General features: G+C 47.6%; 15 protein-coding genes, 7 tRNA genes and 1 riboswitch. Of the genes, 2 read left to right on the top strand and 20 right to left on the bottom strand.

Translation table 11 applies throughout. The annotated features are described in order from the left end of the window. Positions 1-8: 8 nt before the first annotated feature. From G9F75_RS05470 to G9F75_RS05455, 4 genes are all read right to left on the bottom strand, one after another. Entirely contained in the window at positions 9-842 is an 834-nt protein-coding gene (locus G9F75_RS05470) for an ABC transporter permease (RefSeq protein ID WP_021494885.1), read from the bottom strand. Next, positions 842-1,831, bottom strand: coding sequence for an aliphatic sulfonate ABC transporter substrate-binding protein (locus tag G9F75_RS05465; RefSeq protein WP_025650307.1), 990 nt, complete (start codon positions 1,829-1,831; stop codon positions 842-844). The genes G9F75_RS05470 and G9F75_RS05465 overlap by 1 nt, the downstream gene beginning before the upstream one ends. 15 nt (positions 1,832-1,846) lie before the next feature. Further along, complete coding sequence (locus G9F75_RS05460) at positions 1,847-2,614, bottom strand: ABC transporter ATP-binding protein (protein WP_167408956.1); 768 nt, start codon at positions 2,612-2,614, stop codon at positions 1,847-1,849. Between the two features lie 153 nt (positions 2,615-2,767). Beyond that, positions 2,768-3,772 carry an amidohydrolase family protein gene (locus G9F75_RS05455; RefSeq protein WP_167408955.1) on the bottom strand — a complete coding sequence of 335 codons (1,005 nt, stop codon included), beginning with the start codon at positions 3,770-3,772 and terminating at the stop codon, positions 2,768-2,770. 259 nt (positions 3,773-4,031) lie between these two features. Between G9F75_RS05455 and katA the strand changes: the two genes are divergently transcribed. Continuing rightward, on the top strand, positions 4,032-5,477 hold the full coding sequence (gene katA, locus G9F75_RS05450) for a catalase KatA (RefSeq protein ID WP_003155420.1): 1,446 nt from the start codon (positions 4,032-4,034) through the stop codon (positions 5,475-5,477). A 71-nt stretch (positions 5,478-5,548) separates the two neighbouring features. Here the strand turns inward: katA and G9F75_RS05445 are convergent, their stop codons facing one another. The 6 genes from G9F75_RS05445 to G9F75_RS05420 all read right to left on the bottom strand — a co-directional run bounded on the left by G9F75_RS05445 (position 5,549) and on the right by G9F75_RS05420 (position 11,335). Further along, complete coding sequence (locus tag G9F75_RS05445; protein WP_014417253.1) at positions 5,549-6,514, bottom strand: ABC transporter ATP-binding protein; 966 nt, start codon at positions 6,512-6,514, stop codon at positions 5,549-5,551. Further along, a complete protein-coding gene (locus G9F75_RS05440; protein WP_022552802.1) occupies positions 6,507-7,493 on the bottom strand; it encodes an ABC transporter ATP-binding protein in 987 nt (328 codons plus the stop codon). Before G9F75_RS05440 ends, G9F75_RS05445 begins: the two co-directional genes overlap by 8 nt. Next, complete coding sequence (gene opp4C / locus G9F75_RS05435) at positions 7,490-8,395, bottom strand: oligopeptide ABC transporter permease (RefSeq protein WP_014417251.1); 906 nt, start codon at positions 8,393-8,395, stop codon at positions 7,490-7,492. The genes G9F75_RS05440 and opp4C overlap by 4 nt, the downstream gene beginning before the upstream one ends. Before the next feature lie 12 nt (positions 8,396-8,407). Then, entirely contained in the window at positions 8,408-9,364 is a 957-nt protein-coding gene (locus tag G9F75_RS05430) for an ABC transporter permease (protein WP_017417310.1), read from the bottom strand. 67 nt (positions 9,365-9,431) lie between these two features. Then, a complete protein-coding gene (locus tag G9F75_RS05425; protein WP_021494878.1) occupies positions 9,432-11,153 on the bottom strand; it encodes an ABC transporter substrate-binding protein in 1,722 nt (573 codons plus the stop codon). A gap of 2 nt (positions 11,154-11,155) precedes the next feature. After that, entirely contained in the window at positions 11,156-11,335 is a 180-nt protein-coding gene (locus G9F75_RS05420) for an FbpB family small basic protein (protein ID WP_021494877.1), read from the bottom strand. A gap of 259 nt (positions 11,336-11,594) precedes the next feature. Between G9F75_RS05420 and G9F75_RS05415 the strand changes: the two genes are divergently transcribed. Beyond that, complete coding sequence (locus G9F75_RS05415; RefSeq protein WP_060674912.1) at positions 11,595-12,950, top strand: FAD-binding oxidoreductase; 1,356 nt, start codon at positions 11,595-11,597, stop codon at positions 12,948-12,950. 40 nt (positions 12,951-12,990) lie between these two features. Here G9F75_RS05415 and thiC read toward each other — a convergent pair whose 3' ends face one another. The 10 genes from thiC to G9F75_RS05365 form a co-directional block, all read right to left on the bottom strand. Further along, positions 12,991-14,763, bottom strand: a complete 1,773-nt coding sequence (gene thiC, locus G9F75_RS05410) for a phosphomethylpyrimidine synthase ThiC (protein WP_167408954.1) — start codon at positions 14,761-14,763, stop codon at positions 12,991-12,993. 121 nt (positions 14,764-14,884) lie between these two features. Next, positions 14,885-14,995: riboswitch (TPP riboswitch) on the bottom strand. 49 nt (positions 14,996-15,044) lie between these two features. Then, entirely contained in the window at positions 15,045-15,743 is a 699-nt protein-coding gene (locus G9F75_RS05405) for a Type 1 glutamine amidotransferase-like domain-containing protein (RefSeq protein ID WP_021494874.1), read from the bottom strand. 85 nt (positions 15,744-15,828) lie between these two features. Next, positions 15,829-17,400 carry a Na+/H+ antiporter NhaC family protein gene (locus tag G9F75_RS05400; protein ID WP_021494873.1) on the bottom strand — a complete coding sequence of 524 codons (1,572 nt, stop codon included), beginning with the start codon at positions 17,398-17,400 and terminating at the stop codon, positions 15,829-15,831. A gap of 145 nt (positions 17,401-17,545) precedes the next feature. Then, positions 17,546-17,627, bottom strand: a tRNA-Leu gene (locus G9F75_RS05395). Between the two features lie 245 nt (positions 17,628-17,872). After that, a tRNA-Leu gene (locus G9F75_RS05390) sits at positions 17,873-17,961 on the bottom strand. A 7-nt stretch (positions 17,962-17,968) separates the two neighbouring features. Then, a tRNA-Cys gene (locus G9F75_RS05385) sits at positions 17,969-18,039 on the bottom strand. Positions 18,040-18,045: 6 nt separating this feature from the next. After that, positions 18,046-18,120: transfer RNA gene (locus tag G9F75_RS05380), tRNA-Gly, on the bottom strand. Positions 18,121-18,173: 53 nt separating this feature from the next. Beyond that, positions 18,174-18,245 (bottom strand) — tRNA-Gln (locus G9F75_RS05375). Positions 18,246-18,254: 9 nt separating this feature from the next. Beyond that, positions 18,255-18,330: transfer RNA gene (locus G9F75_RS05370), tRNA-His, on the bottom strand. A gap of 29 nt (positions 18,331-18,359) precedes the next feature. Next, a tRNA-Trp gene (locus G9F75_RS05365) sits at positions 18,360-18,433 on the bottom strand. Positions 18,434-18,516 lie beyond the last annotated feature (83 nt).

The raw sequence follows: 18,516 nt of genomic DNA, 5'->3' as shown, positions 1-18,516 counted from the left end.
TTAATAGGTTACCCTTCATAACTGTTCCGCCATTTTAATAGTTTCCGTTCGAGCATTCTGACCAATGCATCTGTCAGCTTGCCGACAGCCGCAAAAATGATAATGCCGACAAACACCTTATTTGTCTGTGAAAATTGTCTGGCATCCATAATCATATAACCGACGCCCTCGCTCGAGCCCATCAGTTCCGCCACCACAAGACCGAGCCACGCAATGCCCAGAGAGAGCCTGATGCCGAGCAGGATATTCGGCAGAGATGCCGGAAGAATTAATTTCGTCATCTGCTGATACCAGCTAAATTCCAGCACCCGCGCGACGTCAAACAGCTTCGCGTCCACACTGCGGATTCCGAGAAACGTATTAATGTACACGGGGAAAAAAGCCCCCAATGCGATCAGCAGAATTTTTGATGTCTCATCAAATCCGAACCACAAAATGAACAGAGGAGTCACGGCCAAGTGCGGAACCGTTCTGAGCATTTGCAGGGACGGATCAAGATATGCTTCGGTCCGCTTTGAGAAACCGACCAGCAGCCCGAAAACAAGTCCGAGGCCCGCTCCAAGCAGAAATCCGGCAGCCGCCCGGTATAAGCTGATCTCTAAATGACCCCAAAGCTCACCTGAAAGAAGAAGTTCCTGAAACGTCTGCAAGATAACGACAGGCGACGGGAGCACCGTGGCCGAGACGATACCCAGACTTGCGATAAACTGCCATACTGCGATGACCGCAGCCGGGAGTACAACCCCCTTCATCCATTGGTATGAATACTTCCGGGATCTTGCCAGAGCTTTCTTTTCTGATTGGCTTATTGCGCCGGCAGCCGTTGATGCTTCTGCTTTCATTACTTGCCATCCCCCGTTTCAAGCGCTTTTTTAATAAATGAATTGTCGACAACGTCTTTTACATGAATTTTCTTATGAATCGCTTTTGTTTGATATTGAAAATCAGCGGTTTCCTGCTGGGCTTTGACAATATCATCATTGATCGGTTCATTGAGAGGCTCAGTATTGTTAAGCACGTTTCTGACGACTTTCGGATCAAGATGTTTGATTTTCGCATATAAGGAGGCAGCTTCATTTTTGTGTTCCTTTTGCCATGTAACTGCTTTATTGAACACTTTCAGAAAACGGACAACCTCATCCGGGTGTTCTTTGGAAAATCCCGTTCTGACTAACGTGAAACCGGGAGAATATAAATCTGTGCTTTCTCCGTTCGCCAATATTTCCGCCCCGTGCTGCAGCGTTTCAATCGACAAATACGGCTCCCAAATGGACCATGCGTCAACTGATTTGTTTTCAAAAGCGGAAACCGCCTCATCAGGCTGAAGCTGGATGATGGTGACGTCATCGGCGGAAAGCCCCGCTTTATCTAAAGCTTTATAGAGAAAATCAAAGCCGCTGCTGCCTTTGGCTACGGCGATTTTTTTACCTTTCAATTCTTTCAGGCTCTGAATGCCGCTGCCCTTGTTTACGAGAATACCGTTTGCCTTTAACCCGTCCTGAGACAGCCCGATCTCTTTAAAATCAATTCCTGCCGCCTGACCGGAAATGACCGGTGAATTGCCGACCTGGGAAAAATCAAGCTTATCGGCGGCAAGACCTTCAAATTGCGGAGGACCGCTTTGGAATTCGACCCATTTTACTTTTATTCCGTCTTTTTTGAAGGCCTCTTCAAACCAGCCTTTTTCCTTGGCAATGAGAAGCGGGCTTAAACTCTGCTGGATGCCGATCCGGATTTCTTTCACCGTTTTCCCGCTCCCTCCTGTCCCGTCTGCACTGCATCCGGCTGACATCATGACTGCTGCGGCTAAAAGAATGATGATTTTTTTCACTTCGCTTCGTCCCTTCTATATCCCGGACCCATCCGCAAACCGGAGGTCTTCCGTTTTCTCAAACTCAGAAAGCACCTTCTGCCGGACAGCCTGAAAATCCGCTGACGTCCGATTGCGCGGATGCGGAAGCTGAATCGGCATCAGACTGTGCAGCCGGCCGGGCTTTGCTCTGAGGATCGCCAGCTTATCGCCTAAATAGACGGATTCATCAATATCATGCGTGACCAGAATCATCGTCGTTTTTTTCTCGCGCCATATATCAAGCAGCACATCCTGCAAATGTTTTCTCGTAAAAGCGTCAAGCGCCCCGAACGGTTCATCTAAAAGCAGCACCTCCGGCTCGCGCAAAAGGGCTCTGGCGATGGCAACCCGCTGCGACATGCCGCCGGATAATTCGCGCGGATAAGCGTTCTCCGCTCCCTGCAGCCTGACAACCTCAATCAGATCATCCACTTTTTTCCGAACGGCCGGGTCGTTCATATTGAGATCGGCAGCGATGTTTTGTTTTACCGTCAGCCAGGGAAACAGCCGGTGCTCCTGAAAGATAAATCCCTGCCGGATGCCCGGTCCCGACACATTGCAGCCGTTTATTGTGACAGAGCCTTTATAATCGGTATCAAGACCGGCAATCAATTTTAAAAGCGTGCTTTTGCCGCATCCGCTCGGCCCGATGACAGTCAAAAATTCTCCCGATGCAATTGACAGCTCAATATCATTCAGCACCGGTGTTTTCCGGCCTTCATGCTCAAAAGCTTTTTCTTGTATGCTGATGGTTACAGCCATCTGTCTTCCCCTCTCTTTCTGCCGCGTGCGATCGAAAAACAAAAAGGCCCCCATCTCCGATTGCTTACAGAGATGGGAGCCTTCGGCGGTCCGATCGGCAACCCGTTTGTTTTTAAATTTGAATATCATGTTAATTCAAATTATTCCGATTTGTCAACTGTTTTTTATAAGGATTAAAATACGCCCTCCGGCATAACCCTGCCAGAGAGCGCATCGGCTGTACCACGTATTTACTTCCTTTTCTTTCCGGGCGATTTTCAATAATGTTCGCGCATTGTTGCCGAATATGTTTTCTATATCTTCTTCCCGCATATTGATTTCCCGGCAGGTCCTCACCTGCTCCTGAAGATATCTGTATACATATCCTCTCGGAAATCCGTTCGAATCCGTCCCGAAGATGATCCGTTCAGCACCGATTAATTCAGATGTCTTTCGAAACAGAATTTCCAAATCAAGCGGGTACGGCATCCACCTCATCCACTGATTTGAGCCGGACGTATCAATATACACATTCGGGCAGCTCCAGCACAGCTGAAGCAGTTCCTGATAATATCCGGCGCCGAAATGCGGAATGATGAACGGGATATCAGCATACTCTCTCGCGACGCGATAGATGGAGAGCGGGTTGATGTTGCGATGGCTGACAATACCCCCCGCTCTCCCTAAAAGCCCGAAGTGAATTAATACAGGCAGCTTTTTGTCAGCCAGATACGTCCACAGCTTTTTCAGCGACGGATCATGAAAATCGATGTCTGTCAGCGGTCCGAACAGTTTATATCCTTTCAGACCGAGCTCTTCTACCGCTCTTTTCAGCTCTTCATACGCATTCTCCCGCTCCAAAGGATGATATGCAAATCCGGTAAATCTCGCGGGATTGGCTTGAATAAACGCCGCCATCCGGTCATTGCTCTCTGCTGTTAAAAAATTCAGCACGTCAATGCCGTACTTATCTAATTCATTCTCCCATCTTGTCATCAAAGCGATTTCGCCGTCATCGCCATCAACATCATGCGGATCAGGAAAATCCCAAGTCAGATTCATTCTTTCTGACCGCTCCCGGTTGTAATCGGAAAATGTCTTATCGTTTTTGCCGAAATAAAGGCTGTACGGCAGATGACCGTGAATATCGACAGGTTTAAAATGCTGCCGGAAAAGCATACAATCGCCGCCTCCCTTACCGCCTGACAATAAAAAAAGGCCCTTATCCAGTGAAGAATAAGAGCCTCTTGTGTCCAAGTCAGCGGTTTCTATTTTTTCTCATCTTAAACCCATTATTCCCGTCAGTCAAGTAGGCTTTCAAATCCAACAAACCCTTTTTTCGATAATAAAAATAATTATTTTATAATCATTATAAAATAATATTGACTTTTTACTGATAGGTGATATTATGTTTTTATAAATCTAAAGAGGTGATCACATGAGTTCAAATAAATTGACAACCAGCTGGGGCGCTCCTGTCGGAGATAACCAAAACTCAATGACGGCCGGCGATCGCGGTCCTGCTTTAATACAAGACGTCCATCTGCTTGAGAAATTGGCGCACTTTAACAGAGAACGCGTTCCGGAGCGTGTCGTTCACGCAAAAGGCGCGGGCGCACACGGTTATTTTGAAGTCACAAATGACGTTACAAAATATACGAAAGCCGCATTTCTGTCAGAAGTCGGTAAACGCACGCCGCTCTTCATCCGTTTCTCAACCGTTGCGGGCGAACTGGGCTCTAGTGACACAGTGCGCGACCCGCGCGGATTTGCCGTTAAGTTTTATACAGAAGAAGGAAACTACGACATCGTCGGAAACAATACACCCGTGTTCTTCATCCGCGATGCCATCAAGTTCCCTGACTTTATCCATACACAAAAAAGAGATCCGAGAACACATCTGAAAAATCCGACGGCCGTTTGGGATTTCTGGTCTCTGTCACCGGAATCCTTGCACCAGGTAACCATTCTGATGTCAGACCGGGGCATTCCGGCGACTCTTCGCCATATGCACGGATTCGGAAGCCATACATTTAAATGGACAAATGATAAAGGCGAAGGCGTCTGGATCAAATATCACTTTAAAACAGAGCAAGGCGTGAAAAACCTTGATGTTAATACAGCCGCAAAAATCGCGGGCGAAAATCCCGATTACCATACGGAAGATTTGTTCAATGCGATTGAAAACGGCGATTTCCCCGCATGGAAATTATATGTTCAAATCATGCCGTTAGAAGACGCAAACACATATCGCTTTGATCCGTTTGACGTCACAAAAGTATGGTCTCAAAAAGACTATCCGCTCATTGAAGTCGGCCGCATGGTTCTGAACCGCAATCCGGAAAATTACTTTGCGGAAGTAGAACAGGCGACGTTCTCTCCCGGCACATTAGTCCCCGGCGTCGACGTCTCACCTGACAAAATGCTTCAAGGCCGGTTGTTCGCATACCATGACGCGCACCGCTACCGTGTCGGCGCGAACCATCAGGCGCTGCCGATCAACCGTTCCCGCAATGAAGTGAAAAACTATCAGCGTGACGGACAAATGCGTTTTGATGATAACGGCGGCCGCTCCGTCTATTACGAGCCTAACAGCTTCGGCGGCCCGAAAGAGTCACCTGAAGATAAACAGGCGGCATATCCTGTATCAGGTTTCGCTGACAGTGTAAGCTATAACCATCATGATCATTACACACAAGCCGGCGACCTGTACCGCCTGATGAGCGAGGAAGAGCGCGCGCGCCTTGTCGCCAATATCGTCAGTGCGATGAAACCTGTGGAAAAAGAAGAAATTAAGCTGCGCCAGATCGGCCACTTCTACAAGGCTGATCCTGAATACGGCAGACGCGTTGCCGAAGGACTCGGACTGCCATCACCAAAATAGCATCAAAAAACCTGCCGGTCTGCCCGGCAGGTTTTTCCTGTTTATTATCAATAAAACCGTTTTTTTCTCAATTACACGAAGTGGCATGCCGCAAAATGATGAAGCCCTTTTTCTGACAGCGCCGGACTTTTCTCAGCACATATCTTCTTGGCTGCCGGGCATCTCGTTCGGAATTTACAGCCTGAAGGCGGATCAGAGGGGCTCGGTATATCACCCTTTAAAATTATCCGCTCCCTTTTCGCTCCGGGATCAGGAACAGGCACGGCTGATAACAGCGCTTTCGTATAAGGGTGAAGCGGCCGTGAAAAGAGCTCCTCCTTTGACGCGTATTCCACAATCGTCCCTAAATACATAATGGCGACCTTCGTACATAAGTGCTCCACCACGCTTAAATCATGAGAAATGAACAAATATGACAGCCCGTGCTGTTTTTGAAGGCTGCTGAACAAATTGATCATCTGCGCCTGGATGGAGACATCTAACGCCGCCACGGGTTCATCCATAATGATAAATTGCGGCTTGAGCGCCATCGCTCTTGCAATCACGATCCGCTGCCGCTGCCCTCCGGAAAATTCATGCGGATATCGGTCGATAAAGTTTGCGGAAAGTCCGCAGGCTTCAAGAACCTCCGCCGCTTTATCACGCGCATTCCGCTTCACCGCCAATTGATGCTCGATCATCGCTTCACCGATGGCTTCTCCGATCCGGCGCCGGGGATTTAAAGAACTGAACGGATCTTGAAAGATGAGCTGCGCTTCTGATCTGAAAGTTTTGAGCTCGCGCCGGCTCATCCGAAACACATCACGCCCCTGAAAAAACACCTCTCCCCCTGTTTTCTCATGAAGCCTCAAAATGGTCTTGCCGATTGATGACTTTCCGCTGCCCGATTCTCCCGCTAAGCCGAACACTTCTCCTTTTCCTATCGTAAAACTGACACCGTCGACCGCTTTTACGGGATTTTTGCGGGTCTTTCTCATCCCCCCATGCTCCTCGTAATATTTTTTCAGCCCCTTGACCTCCAGCAACGCATCACTCATCTGCTTTCTCCTCTCTGTAAAGCCAGCACGCCGCCTGATGCCCCTTCCCGAATTCAGTAAAATGCGGGCTCGATCTCCGGCATATTTCCGTGCTGTGTTCACATCGCTCCGCAAAATAACAAGACGATCCCGACAGGTCCGCAAGCTCGGGGACCTGCCCCGGAATGGTGTACAGCATCTCCCTTCTTTGACCGATAACCGGCTTGGCCGCGAGCAGCCCTTTCGTATACGGATGCTTCGGATCAGAAAACAGCTTTGCAACCGGTCCTTCCTCCACAATTTTTCCCGCATACATGACAATCACATAATCAGCCATTTCGGCAACCACGCCAAGGTCATGAGTAATGAATAAAATAGACGTGCGAAATTGCTTTTTCATATCCCGCAATAAATCCAACATCTGCGCCTGAATGGTTACGTCAAGCGCTGTCGTCGGCTCGTCGGCAATGATCAATTTCGGTTCGCAGCTTAGCGCGACAGCCGTCATGATGCGCTGCAGCATGCCGCCGCTCAGCTCATGAGGATATCGGTGCATAACCTGCTCGGCATGCGGGATCTCCACTAACGTGATCAGTTCAACGGCCTTCCGCCATGCCTCTTTCTTACTCAGCAATAAATGTTCGCGAATCGGTTCGGCCAGCTGCTCACCGATTGTAAACACCGGATTCAAAGATGTCATCGGTTCCTGAAATATCATCCCGATTTCGCTGCCGCGGATTTTCTGCATGTCTTTTGGTTTCAATTCCAACAGGTTCCGTCCGGAAAAATGCACCGCTCCCCGTTCGATTCTCCCCGTCTCGGGAAGAAGCTGCATAATGGACAATGACGCCATGCTTTTCCCGCAGCCGGACTCCCCTACAATACAAACCGTTTCCTCCTCATGTATCGTAAAGCTGACATCGTCCACGGCCTTTACCGCCCCCTCCTCTGTATAAAAAGCCGTTTCCAAATGCCTTACTTCTAAAAGCGGTTTTTTCATTTCATTTTCACCTGCCGTTTTACCTTAGGATCAAAAGCGTCTCTTAAACCGTCTCCAAGCAGATGAATCGCCACAACGGTCAGAAAAATGGCCGTTCCCGGCGGAATCCACAGCCATGGGCGGAGTGTAAAATCCATAAAATGATTCGCCGCTTCCATCATGTTTCCCCAAGAAGGTGTGGGCGGAGCAACGCCAAGCCCGAGAAAACTCAGCGCCGATTCACTCAGCATCGCTCCCGCCACATGCAAAGTCGCCGCTACCAGTAATAACGGCAATGTATTGGGAAGCAAATGATAGAGGATTTTCCGTTTATCACTAAGCCCCAAAACTTCCGCGGCCATCATAAACGGCTGCTCCTTCAGCGACAAAATCTGTCCGCGTACAAGCCGCGCCAAACCGGGCCATCCGATCAGGCTTAACATCATCATAATCAGGTACATTCTGTATTCAGAAGGCACTTTCCACTCCGACATCACCGCAGCCAAAATCAAAAGCAGCGGCAGGCCCGGGATGGACATGAGCATATCAGCAATTCGCATAATGATCATATCTGCGGCTCCCCGATAAAATCCGGCCGCAGCCCCGAGTAAAGAACCGATGACAAGCGACAGCACCATTGAAGCAAGCCCCACAGTCAGAGAAATCTGCCCCGCCAGCATCAGCCTCGTCAGCACATCTCTCCCGTACTGGTCGGTTCCCAGCCAATGATGGATTCCCGGCTGCTGATTGGCATTTGAAATATCCGTCCGATCTGTTATGTACGGAGAAAAAGACGGCCCGATAAAGCACAATAAAAACATAAAACATAAGAAAAGAAGACTGATGACCGTCAGCTTATGCTGCAGCAGGCGGCGGTACGTCTGCTTCCAAAGAGAAGGCGGCACCCCTTTTTGTTTTTTCATTCCGAACACCCCCTATTTCAGCCTGACCCGCGGATCAACCGCAGCATAAGCGATATCCGCCAAGAAGTTCCCCGCAATCGTTAAACAAGACAAAAACAAGGTAAACGCCATCAAAACCGGATAATCACGATAATGCACAGATTCCAGCTGAATACGTCCGACACCCGGCCACCCGAAAATCTGTTCAATAATGATAGCTCCGGAAAACAGTCCCGGCAGTTCAAAAGCAAGCAGGGTGATGGCCGGAATGAGCGCGTTTTTCAACGCATGTTTCCAGATGACGGTGCGCTCTTTCAATCCCTTCGCTCTCGCCGTTCTGATATAATCCTGTCTGATCACGTCCAGCATGCCGGAGCGGAAATACCTTGTCAGCGAGCCGATGCCGAGCATAGATAAAATCACGACCGGAAGAATCATATGTCTGGCGGCTTCAAGCACGTACGAAAAACCTGTACTCGTGCTTCCGGTATCAATCATCCCGCCGACGGGCAATAATTTCAAATCCACCCCAAACCACTTAATAAACAGAAGGCTGATAAAAAAAGACGGGAACGCCATGGAAGCAAACACAAGAAACGTCACGATCCCGTCAAACCATGAGTATTTCCTGACAGCGGATATGACACCCGTTATCATCGCGGCTGACCATGTGACAAGCAACGCCAAAAACGCGACAAAAAACGAATTCCAGACATATTTCCGAAGCAGTGACAGGACGTTCTCCTGATATTTCAAAGAAAACCCAAAATCTCCGCTGAGCACATTTCCGAGCCACGTCACATAACGCTGCCAAATCGGCTGATCCAGCCCGTAAAGCGCTTTTAACTCCTTCGCTCTTTCAGGAGTCAGGTTTACATTGGAATCGATATAGTCGCCCGGCAGCATGGCGAATAAGAAAAAAATAATAAAGGACGTACCGAATAAGATCACAAGCATTTGAATGAATCGTTCAGCGGCATACCGTTTCATAAAAAGCCCCTCCTTTCCGCTGAAAGGGCAAAATTCCCAGGATGCACCGGGTTTTTGCCCAACCGTTCTATTGAATTGAGACATTTGAGAGACTTGAACTGATTCCAGAATAATTGTCAGGCTCAAGCCCTTTTATTTTTCCGCTGACCGCCCTTGCGCTCTGACGGTAATGAATCAGAATGTAAGGCGGGTTTTCCCCGAGCTCCCGGTACAGCTGGTGATAAATCTCTTTTCTTTTGCTGATATCAAGCGTGCCGGCTCCTTTCTCTATCAGCCGGTCCGCTTTCGGATTGGAATATCCCGTTACATTATTGGGATGGCCGGAAGCCAGCTTTTCCACCGTGTCATTCGGATCAAGAATCTGCGAGGTGGAAACGGCGGCAAGGTCGTATTGTTTGTCATTTATTTTCGCTACTTCTGTATTAAAATCCATGACTTCCGGTTTTAATGAGATTCCGATGTCCGCGTAATTTTCTTTCGCGATCGGGATGAAATCATCATCCGCTTTAGACGTGTAATAGCTGATTTCAAGCTTTTTGCCGTTTTTTTCACGTACACCGTCTTTGCCCGTTTTCCAGCCCGCTTCATCGAGAAGCTTTTTGGCTTTTTCAGGGTTAAACGCGTACCGATTGACACCTTTGTCATCATAAGCCCACGAAACCGGAGACACCGGAACATTCGCGACCTCTCCGTAGCGTTTAAAGCGGACATCGACGATTTTTTGACGGTCAAGTCCGTAAATAAGCGCCTGGGACACTTTCTTATCTTGAAAAGGCGGACGCTTGTGATTGACGTACACAAGCCCGTAATCATTCACGACAGATACGCTTATATTGGCAAAACCGAGACTTTTTAAATGCTGAACCGTATCATCATCAGGTGAGAAAGAAGCGTAATCAAGGTCACCCGTTTCAAACAGCTGAAGAGAAGTTGACGGATCGATAATTTTATAAATCAGCTTTTCCGTTTTCGGTTTTCCGGCATAATAGTGTTCATTAGCCTGATAACGTATTTCCTGTCCCGGAAGGTATTCTGTAAATTGATAAGGTCCCGCTCCGAGCGGTTTGGCATAAAGCTCTTTTAAATAGTCCAGTTTGCCGAATTGATATTTCTTCCCGTAGTAGGCTTCTGACAGCACCTGCCCGCCTAAAAGAAGCAGCGACTTCGCACTGACTTTCTCAGTCGTAATTTGAATGGTTCTGTCATCAAGGACGCGTATGCCCTCTATCGTCTTTGCCTTTCCTTCTTTGTAAGCCTTACCGCCTTTAATATAGGCCGTGGTGATATCTTCATAGCCCGCGTATGCAGGATCATGCAGCAGTGTTAAAGTGAATGCGGCATCCTTTGCGGTCAATGGTGAACCGTCGCTGAAAACGAGATTTTTTCTTAAACGGAACGTGTATGTAAGCTGATCTTTGGAAATTTTCCAGCTTTCCGCAAGAGCCGGGGCAGGCTTCCCCGTTTTATCCAGTTTGACTAACGGTTCAAAAATAGGATCTGTCGCATTTCCGTCCCAGCCGTTTTCGTAAAAGTACGGCAGAAACACGCCGCCCGGCGCGGAAATCCCAGCAACAAAAGTGTCAGTTCTGGCTTTCGATTTAGCGGGAATCGCCGCCGGATGAGAAGCTTTAAATTCCTTTGTCTTGACTTGGGCGATACGTGTTTCTTCCTTTTTATCAGCCGCAGATGACGGTTCTTCTCCGGCACTCCCTAACGCGCACCCTGATAACATGATGGATACCGACAGCGCGAGTACCGTTGTTTTTATCCTCCATTTTCTCTCCTTCATCTTTATCGAACCCCCGCATGCTTTTCATCTATCTTTATATAAATCTGCTCCATCTGTTCCTTATTTCTCATAATCTCCCGTTTGTTTTTCTCTACAAGCAGTTCGAAATTCAATGTGTGTTTTCTGTACTTTTTTCGTTTTTTGCTCTTTTTGCGCACATGTGATACCTTTTTTAACGCCACTTTTCATCCCTCCGCTTTTCATTTCATTCAATGACTTTCACGCAAAAAAGGCCCTTATCTGTTTAAAAGATAAGAGCCTTCGGTGATCCGATCAGCCATCGTTTGGAAATATGTAATGATTATGTTAATTCATATAATCCCTACCTGTCAACTATAATTTAAAATATCGTTTCCTTCCGGGGGTTTTCCTCATACACTCTCTCATTTTTCCGCATATGCTAGAAAACATAGCAGAGTACAAGTGAAAGTGAGTGAGAATGTGGAAAAGACAACATTGACCGGTCGCATCGTCAAAAAAGATGACCCGGACTATAATGCTGCAAGAACCAATATCAATTTAAGCCTGCAAAGATATCCAGACATCATTGTGTTTTGTCAAAATAAACATGACGCCCTCAATGCGCTGAGATGGGCGCGTGAGAACAATGTGCCTTTCCGTATCAGAGGCGGAAGACACAGCTACGAAAATTTTTCCCTGTTAAATAACGGACTAGTCATTGATCTCAGTGAAATGAAGAAAATAAGAGTAAATGAGGATACACGGCTGGTCTCGATTGAAGCGGGAGCCGAATTGGGAGAAGTCTACCGGACACTCTGGCGGTACGGCTTGACCCTTCCGGCGGGAACCATTGCGAATGTGGGAATCACGGGGCTGACGCTCGGGGGAGGAATCGGATATTTAACAAGGACAGCCGGACTTACTTGCGATCGTCTCCTCCAGCTCGAAATGATCATAGCGGACGAAAAAGCGGGTGCTGACTTGGTCACAGTCAACCGTTCAAAGCACTCTGATCTATTTTGGGCGTCTCAGGGAGGAGGGGGAGGCAACTTCGGCATTGTCACATCCATGATGTTTAAAGCCGTGCCGATCTCGTGCGTGTCTGTTTTTTCTGTCACTTGGGGCTGGGATGATTTTGAGGAAGTATTTAACACGTGGCAGCGCTGGGCTCCATTTACAGACAACCGGCTTACCTCATCCATTCAGTTTTGGCCTAAGGAAGTCAACCGCATAGAAGCGCTCGGTCAATTTACCGGGACAAAGGATGAGCTGAAAGAACTGCTGGCTCCGTTAATGAAAGCGGGAAAACCGGCAAGCGGCATGGTCAAGACAGTGCCATTTATTAAAGCGGCAGCCTTTTTTAACAGCCCGGGAGGCAATCAGCCGCAAAAGATGAAGCGGTCAGGATCCTTTATTGAAAAATCATTATCTTCACGCGCGATTTCCACTTTAAAGCGCTATTTAGAGCACGCTCCGAACGAAAACGCCAGTGTCTGGCAGCAATCTCTCGGCGGGGCGGCCGGACGGATCGCTCCGGACCAAACGGCATTCTACTATCGCAACGCAATCATTGCCCAAGAATATATTACAACTTGGACATCTGCTGAAGAAGAAAGACAAAATGTCCGCTGGATCGAAGGACTGAGAACGTCTCTATCAAGAGAAACGATGGGAGATTACGTGAATTGGCCTGATAGAGAAATCAGAAACTGGCTGCAAACATATTACGGAGAAAATGTTCACCGCCTCCGTCAAGTCAAAACGAAATACGATCCGGAAAATATATTCCGATTTGAGCAGAGCATTCCGCCGCTTCGCCGTTCACCGTTTTTCTAAAAAAGATGAAGATGGGCAAACTCCATCTTCATCTTTTCTTTTATTGATATAAGCGGCTTCCCTTCTCCGCAAACTCTTTTGCTTTTTCTTTCAGCCCTTCATTGACGGCCTCGTCTTCAGTAAGTCCGTTTTCCTTCGCATAATCACGAATATCCTGAGAAATTCTCATGCTGCAGAACTTCGGACCGCACATCGAACAGAAGTGAGCCGTTTTTGCGCCTTCAGCCGGCAGCGTTTCATCATGATATTCGATTGCTCTTTCAGGATCAAGCGACAAATGAAATTGATCACGCCACCGGAATTCAAACCGCGCCTTAGACAGAGCATCGTCACGGATCTGTGCACCCGGATGCCCTTTAGCAAGGTCTGCGGCATGTGCCGCGATTTTGTACGTAATGACGCCTTCTCTTACATCATCACGATTCGGCAGCCCCAAATGCTCCTTCGGCGTGACATAGCAAAGCATCGCCGTCCCATACCAGCCGATCATCGCCGCGCCGATTGCTGAAGTAATGTGGTCATAACCCGGAGCGATATCCGTCGTTAATGGCCCGAGCGTGTAAAAAGGGGCCTCTTTACAAATTTCCAGCTGCTTGTCCATGTTTTCCTTAATTTTATGCATCGGCACATGACCCGGTCCTTCGATCATCACTTGCACATCATGCTTCCACGCAATCTCCGTCAATTCTCCGAGAGTCTCCAATTCCGCAAACTGCGCTTCATCATTGGCATCCGCAATTGAACCGGGGCGAAGCCCGTCACCAAGAGAAAAAGCGATATCATAGGTCTTCATGATTTCACAAATTTCTTCAAAATGCGTGTACAGAAAGCTTTCCTGATGATGAGCCAGGCACCATTGCGCCATAATCGCCCCGCCGCGGGAAACGATTCCCGTCGTGCGTTTGGCCGTTAACGGGACGTAACGAAGCAGTACGCCGGCATGGATGGTGAAATAATCCACGCCCTGCTCCGCCTGCTCAATCAATGTGTCACGATAAATGTCCCACGTTAAATCCTCGGCAATGCCATTCACTTTTTCAAGCGCCTGATAAATCGGCACCGTCCCCACAGGCACGGGGCAGTTGCGGATAATCCATTCACGCGTCGTATGAATGTCTTTTCCCGTGGATAAGTCCATCATCGTATCGGCGCCCCAGCGAATCGCCCACGTCATTTTTTCGACTTCTTCTTCGATAGAAGATGTAACAGCCGAGTTGCCGATATTTGCATTAATTTTCACATGAAAATTCCGGCCGATAATCATCGGCTCGCTTTCCGGGTGGTTGACGTTAGAAGGAATAATCGCCCGTCCGCTCGCCACCTCTTCCCTGACAAATTCGGGAGACACATGCTCGCGAATTGCGATAAACTCCATTTCCGGCGTAATGATGCCTTTTCTCGCATAATGCAATTGTGTTACATTTTTCCCCGGCTTGGCCCGAAGCGGTTTCCGCTGTAGGCCGGGGTATTCGGCGGCACGGCCCTCTTTTTTATAGCCGTTGTCTTCAGGTCTCACGGTCCGGCCGTTATATTCCTCTACATCTCCGCGCCCGGTAATCCACTTTGTGCGGAGCGCCCCCAGCCCTTCATGAATATCAATTTGTACATCCGGGTCTGTATACGGCCCGCTCGTATCATAAACACGGACCGGCTCATTCTCCTCTTCCCCGAATGCCCCCGTAGTCGCACTCAGGCTGATTTCCCGCATCGGCACTCGTATATCGGGCGAAGAACCTTCTGCATAAACCTTTTTACTGCCGGAAAAACTCGACATAATGGAAATGTTCGCTTGCTGTACTGATTGATTTTGCATACAAATCTCTCCTTTATCATTTGAATAACAGAACCAAGCTCAGCACCAGCACAAAAAAACCGGGTTCAAAGAAGAACCCGGTTTTGCAGTCAGAAAGAAACTATTATTGTTTTCTTCAACAATAATAAAACCTTTACTTCCCCACGCTGGTACGAACCAGATCAGGTCCAAAGGGTTAAGAAGCCGCCGCTTCTCTCTCAGCCCGCTCAGACGGGCACCCCCAGTAACTATTGATTTCGCTCTCATCGTAACATAAGTTGTGTACAAAAAAAAGCATATTATCAAAATTCAGATAACGGGACAGTCATAAGCTCTGCTTCCCGAACGCCTTCTTCGGTATTAAAAACCCGATAACCCTTTGCGGTTTCCCGGGAAGAGACAGCCCGGATCAGCTGACCGTCTTTATAATGAAGCGCAGCGCCGTCATCAGCGGCATAGCCCTCCCTGAGTTTCTTTTCTGAAATCAGACGGTGATACACCGGCCGGCGCTCCGCTTCTCCGTCATAGTGCGGACAAAAGCTGCCCGGCAAAAATCCTAAAGCTCTTAACTCTCTCAAATCTCCAGCTGAATCCGTCAATCCTTCTTCATACCAGCAAATCGCCCCGGCGCTGAGACCCGCCAACATGATGCCGTTTTCCCAAGCCTCACGAAGAATAAGGTCAAGCCCCCACTCTTTCCATAATACAAGCATATTGCGCGTATTTCCGCCGCCGACATATATAATATCTTTCTTCATGAGAAAGGATCTGAGATCAGAACCCGGCGGTTTAAATAGCGACAAGTGATCCGGCTCACACCGCAGCTTTTGAAAGGCCTGATAAAACCTGCCGATATAATTTTCCGAATCTCCGCTTGCCGTCGGCAAAAAACAAACTTTCGGCTTTGACCGCGCCGACTGTTCTAAAATATACTGATCCAGCACAAGATGATCCGGCTCCATGGAAAATCCCCCGCCGCCCATTGCAATAATCTGCTTCAATGTCATCGCCTCTTTTTTCCTCTAGTATAACAGCTCATAAAAAGGCGTTATCCCATTTTCGGATAACGCCTTCAAAAAGTATTTGTTATCTGAAAAATGAAAACGCACCGTATAACACAACGGAGATCCCTGCGGCGATAAGCGCCGGAACAAGCTTCGAACGGGCATACTTCACAACATCGATCCCCAACACCGTACAGGTTGTCACCGTATTATCACTGAGAGGAGAAGCAAACGCTCCAAATGTTCCGCTCGCAAACACGGCCCCGATCGCTAATAATAAGCTGGTATGTGACTGAACCGCCAGCGTTACGCCGAGCGGCATTAATAGCCCCCAAGTCCCCCAAGATGACCCGATAAAATAGGATATAACAGCCCCCAGTATAAAAAGAGACGGCGCAATAAACATATGAGGGATCCATGACGTTAAATGAGAAGTAACATATTTCGAGAATCCCAGATCTTCAGATACTGCTGTTACGGCCCAAATCAGCGATAACATAATAATAACGTTGACCAATTCGTTTCCGCCCTTAATAAAATGGGTAACAAGCTCGCCTGCATGAAAACGCTGAAACATAAAAAGAGCAAATGCTGCAATAACCGCTGCCAATAATGCGGTTAACATGACGCCAAGCATATCACTTTTGATAAAAGCATTCAAAAACCCTTGTGCTTTTGAATGACCGTCCCACCAGCTGAGAAAGAGTGTTAATAGCAAAAACAGCCCGATCGGAATGATTAAATTCCAAGGCCGAATCGGTGTTTCCTTAATATAAGCACGGTGCGCCGAATCCAGCTCCTCCTGCTGGTCAGCATGCTCATCACTTTCGAACATTCCCGTATGTCCACCGTGAATATCTGAGATCGTCCCTGTTTCCATGTTGAATGAACCTGAGCCTTTTGAAAGCAACACACCGCTGTTCCGCGGAATCGGTTCCGTATTTTTGTTATGTTTGCGAGCAGAAGTTTGTCCGCTCTTTTCTGTTTTTTCTAAGCTTTCGTCCGCTTTTTGTTTCTTAAAAAAGCAGTAATAAATTCCGACTAATATAATCACAATGGAGAAAAAATTGAAAGGAATACTTTTCACATATACCGTGTAAGCCGGCTGATCTATTCCTGACGTTTTAAGGGCCTGTCCGATAATGGAAACCATGTAGCCGACAAATGCCGTTGCTATCGGAATCAAGGCAATTACAGGGTTTGCCGTAAACTCAATGGCATACGCAATTTTCTGTTTCGACAGGTCCAGACGCTTGCTTAACGCTTTCATGATCGGTGCAATTGTGACGATGCGAAAGTCCGGTTCACTGAACGTGCCAAATGTCGACAGCCATGCAAGCAGCATCGCACCTTTTTTGGTTTTAACTTTTTTACTGATCAAATGGACGAATCCTTTTATCCCGCCGGTCAGCTTTATAATCCCTACAAGGCCGGCAAATGAATATAGAAACACAATGATTCTAATATTATTGGTGACGACAATATTGCTGATTACATATTGAACCATATGTTCAATCCCGCCAAGCAAGCTGGGATGCAAAAGATAGCTTCCGACCAGCAAACCGACAAACAGACCGGACTGCACTTGCTTTGTAATGATTGAAATGGGAATGACCAGAATAAATGGGATAAGACAAGCCCAAGTCCCTTCCACTAAAAACACCTCTTTCAAAGAACTTCTTGTTAGTATCTTTGAAAAAAGCGGATTTATACAATCAGCAGGTATCATGTTTTCACAAGCCTTGGAGGATATTTTCATACAACAAAAAAGGCTTCTACATATTGTAGAAGCCTTTGTATACCGGTGGCCGGGGTCGAACCGGCACTCCAGAAGGAACACGATTTTGAGTCGTGCGCGTCTGCCAATTCCGCCACACCGGCATGTAATGCGTCGTGTTCAACCGACGTATATAAATATAACATGTATTTTATAAACCGTCAACGGTTTTAGCAAAGTTTTTTAAATGGTAATGCAGTATATCCGATACAAACAAGAAACTTATATTGATAGTCATTACGTTTTTATTATATAAAAAAAGTGATCTGCAATATGCAAATCACTCTCATATATGTTTTATAATGTGAAAACTGATGACCAATTTAACATAGTTCGTTCAAAGTTAAATTGGTGCCGAGGGCCGGACTTGAACCGGCACGGTAGTCACCTACCGCAGGATTTTAAGTCCTGTGTGTCTGCCAATTCCACCACCCCGGCAATAGAAAGGCGACACCCGGATTCGAACCGGGGATAAAGGTTTTGCAGACCTCTGCCTTACCACTTGGCTATGCCGCCGTAATTTGGAGCGGAAGACGGGATTCGAACCCGCGACCCCCACCTTGGCAAGGTGATGTTCTACCACTGAACTACTTCCGCAACATGTAAAAGAACTTAATACATCTTATGCTGTTGTTTTTTAAAAAATGCAACTGGGCTAGCTGGATTCGAACCAACGCATGACGGAGTCAAAGTCCGTTGCCTTACCGCTTGGCTATAGCCCAATGATAAAATGGGGCGATTGATGGGAATCGAACCCACGAGTGCCAGAGCCACAATCTGGTGCGTTAACCACTTCGCCACAACCGCCATAATCTGAAGATGAATAAATAATATAGTGGCAGGGGCAGTAGGAATCGAACCCACACCGGAGGTTTTGGAGACCTCTGTTCTACCGTTAAACTATGCCCCTATTTATAAAATGGTGGAGGGGGGCAGATTCGAACTGCCGAACCCTGAGGGAGCGGATTTACAGTCCGCCGCGTTTAGCCACTT

Origin of the sequence: Bacillus sp. EKM208B (genome assembly GCF_011800725.1) — a bacterium.
Classification (GTDB): domain Bacteria; phylum Bacillota; class Bacilli; order Bacillales; family Bacillaceae; genus Bacillus; species Bacillus velezensis.
This window is presented reverse-complemented; position numbering and strand designations above follow the sequence as displayed.

Coding starts and splice junctions, on each gene's coding strand:
- katA (WP_003155420.1), top strand. CDS start 4,032: ATGAGTTCAAATAAATTGACAACCAGCTGGGGCGCTCCTGTCGGAGAT.
- opp4C (WP_014417251.1), bottom strand. CDS start 8,395: ATGAAAAAACAAAAAGGGGTGCCGCCTTCTCTTTGGAAGCAGACGTAC.
- G9F75_RS05440 (WP_022552802.1), bottom strand. CDS start 7,493: ATGAAAAAACCGCTTTTAGAAGTAAGGCATTTGGAAACGGCTTTTTAT.
- G9F75_RS05445 (WP_014417253.1), bottom strand. CDS start 6,514: ATGAGTGATGCGTTGCTGGAGGTCAAGGGGCTGAAAAAATATTACGAG.
- thiC (WP_167408954.1), bottom strand. CDS start 14,763: ATGCAAAATCAATCAGTACAGCAAGCGAACATTTCCATTATGTCGAGT.
- G9F75_RS05425 (WP_021494878.1), bottom strand. CDS start 11,153: ATGAAGGAGAGAAAATGGAGGATAAAAACAACGGTACTCGCGCTGTCG.
- G9F75_RS05455 (WP_167408955.1), bottom strand. CDS start 3,772: ATGCTTTTCCGGCAGCATTTTAAACCTGTCGATATTCACGGTCATCTG.
- G9F75_RS05470 (WP_021494885.1), bottom strand. CDS start 842: ATGAAAGCAGAAGCATCAACGGCTGCCGGCGCAATAAGCCAATCAGAA.
- G9F75_RS05460 (WP_167408956.1), bottom strand. CDS start 2,614: ATGGCTGTAACCATCAGCATACAAGAAAAAGCTTTTGAGCATGAAGGC.
- G9F75_RS05430 (WP_017417310.1), bottom strand. CDS start 9,364: ATGAAACGGTATGCCGCTGAACGATTCATTCAAATGCTTGTGATCTTA.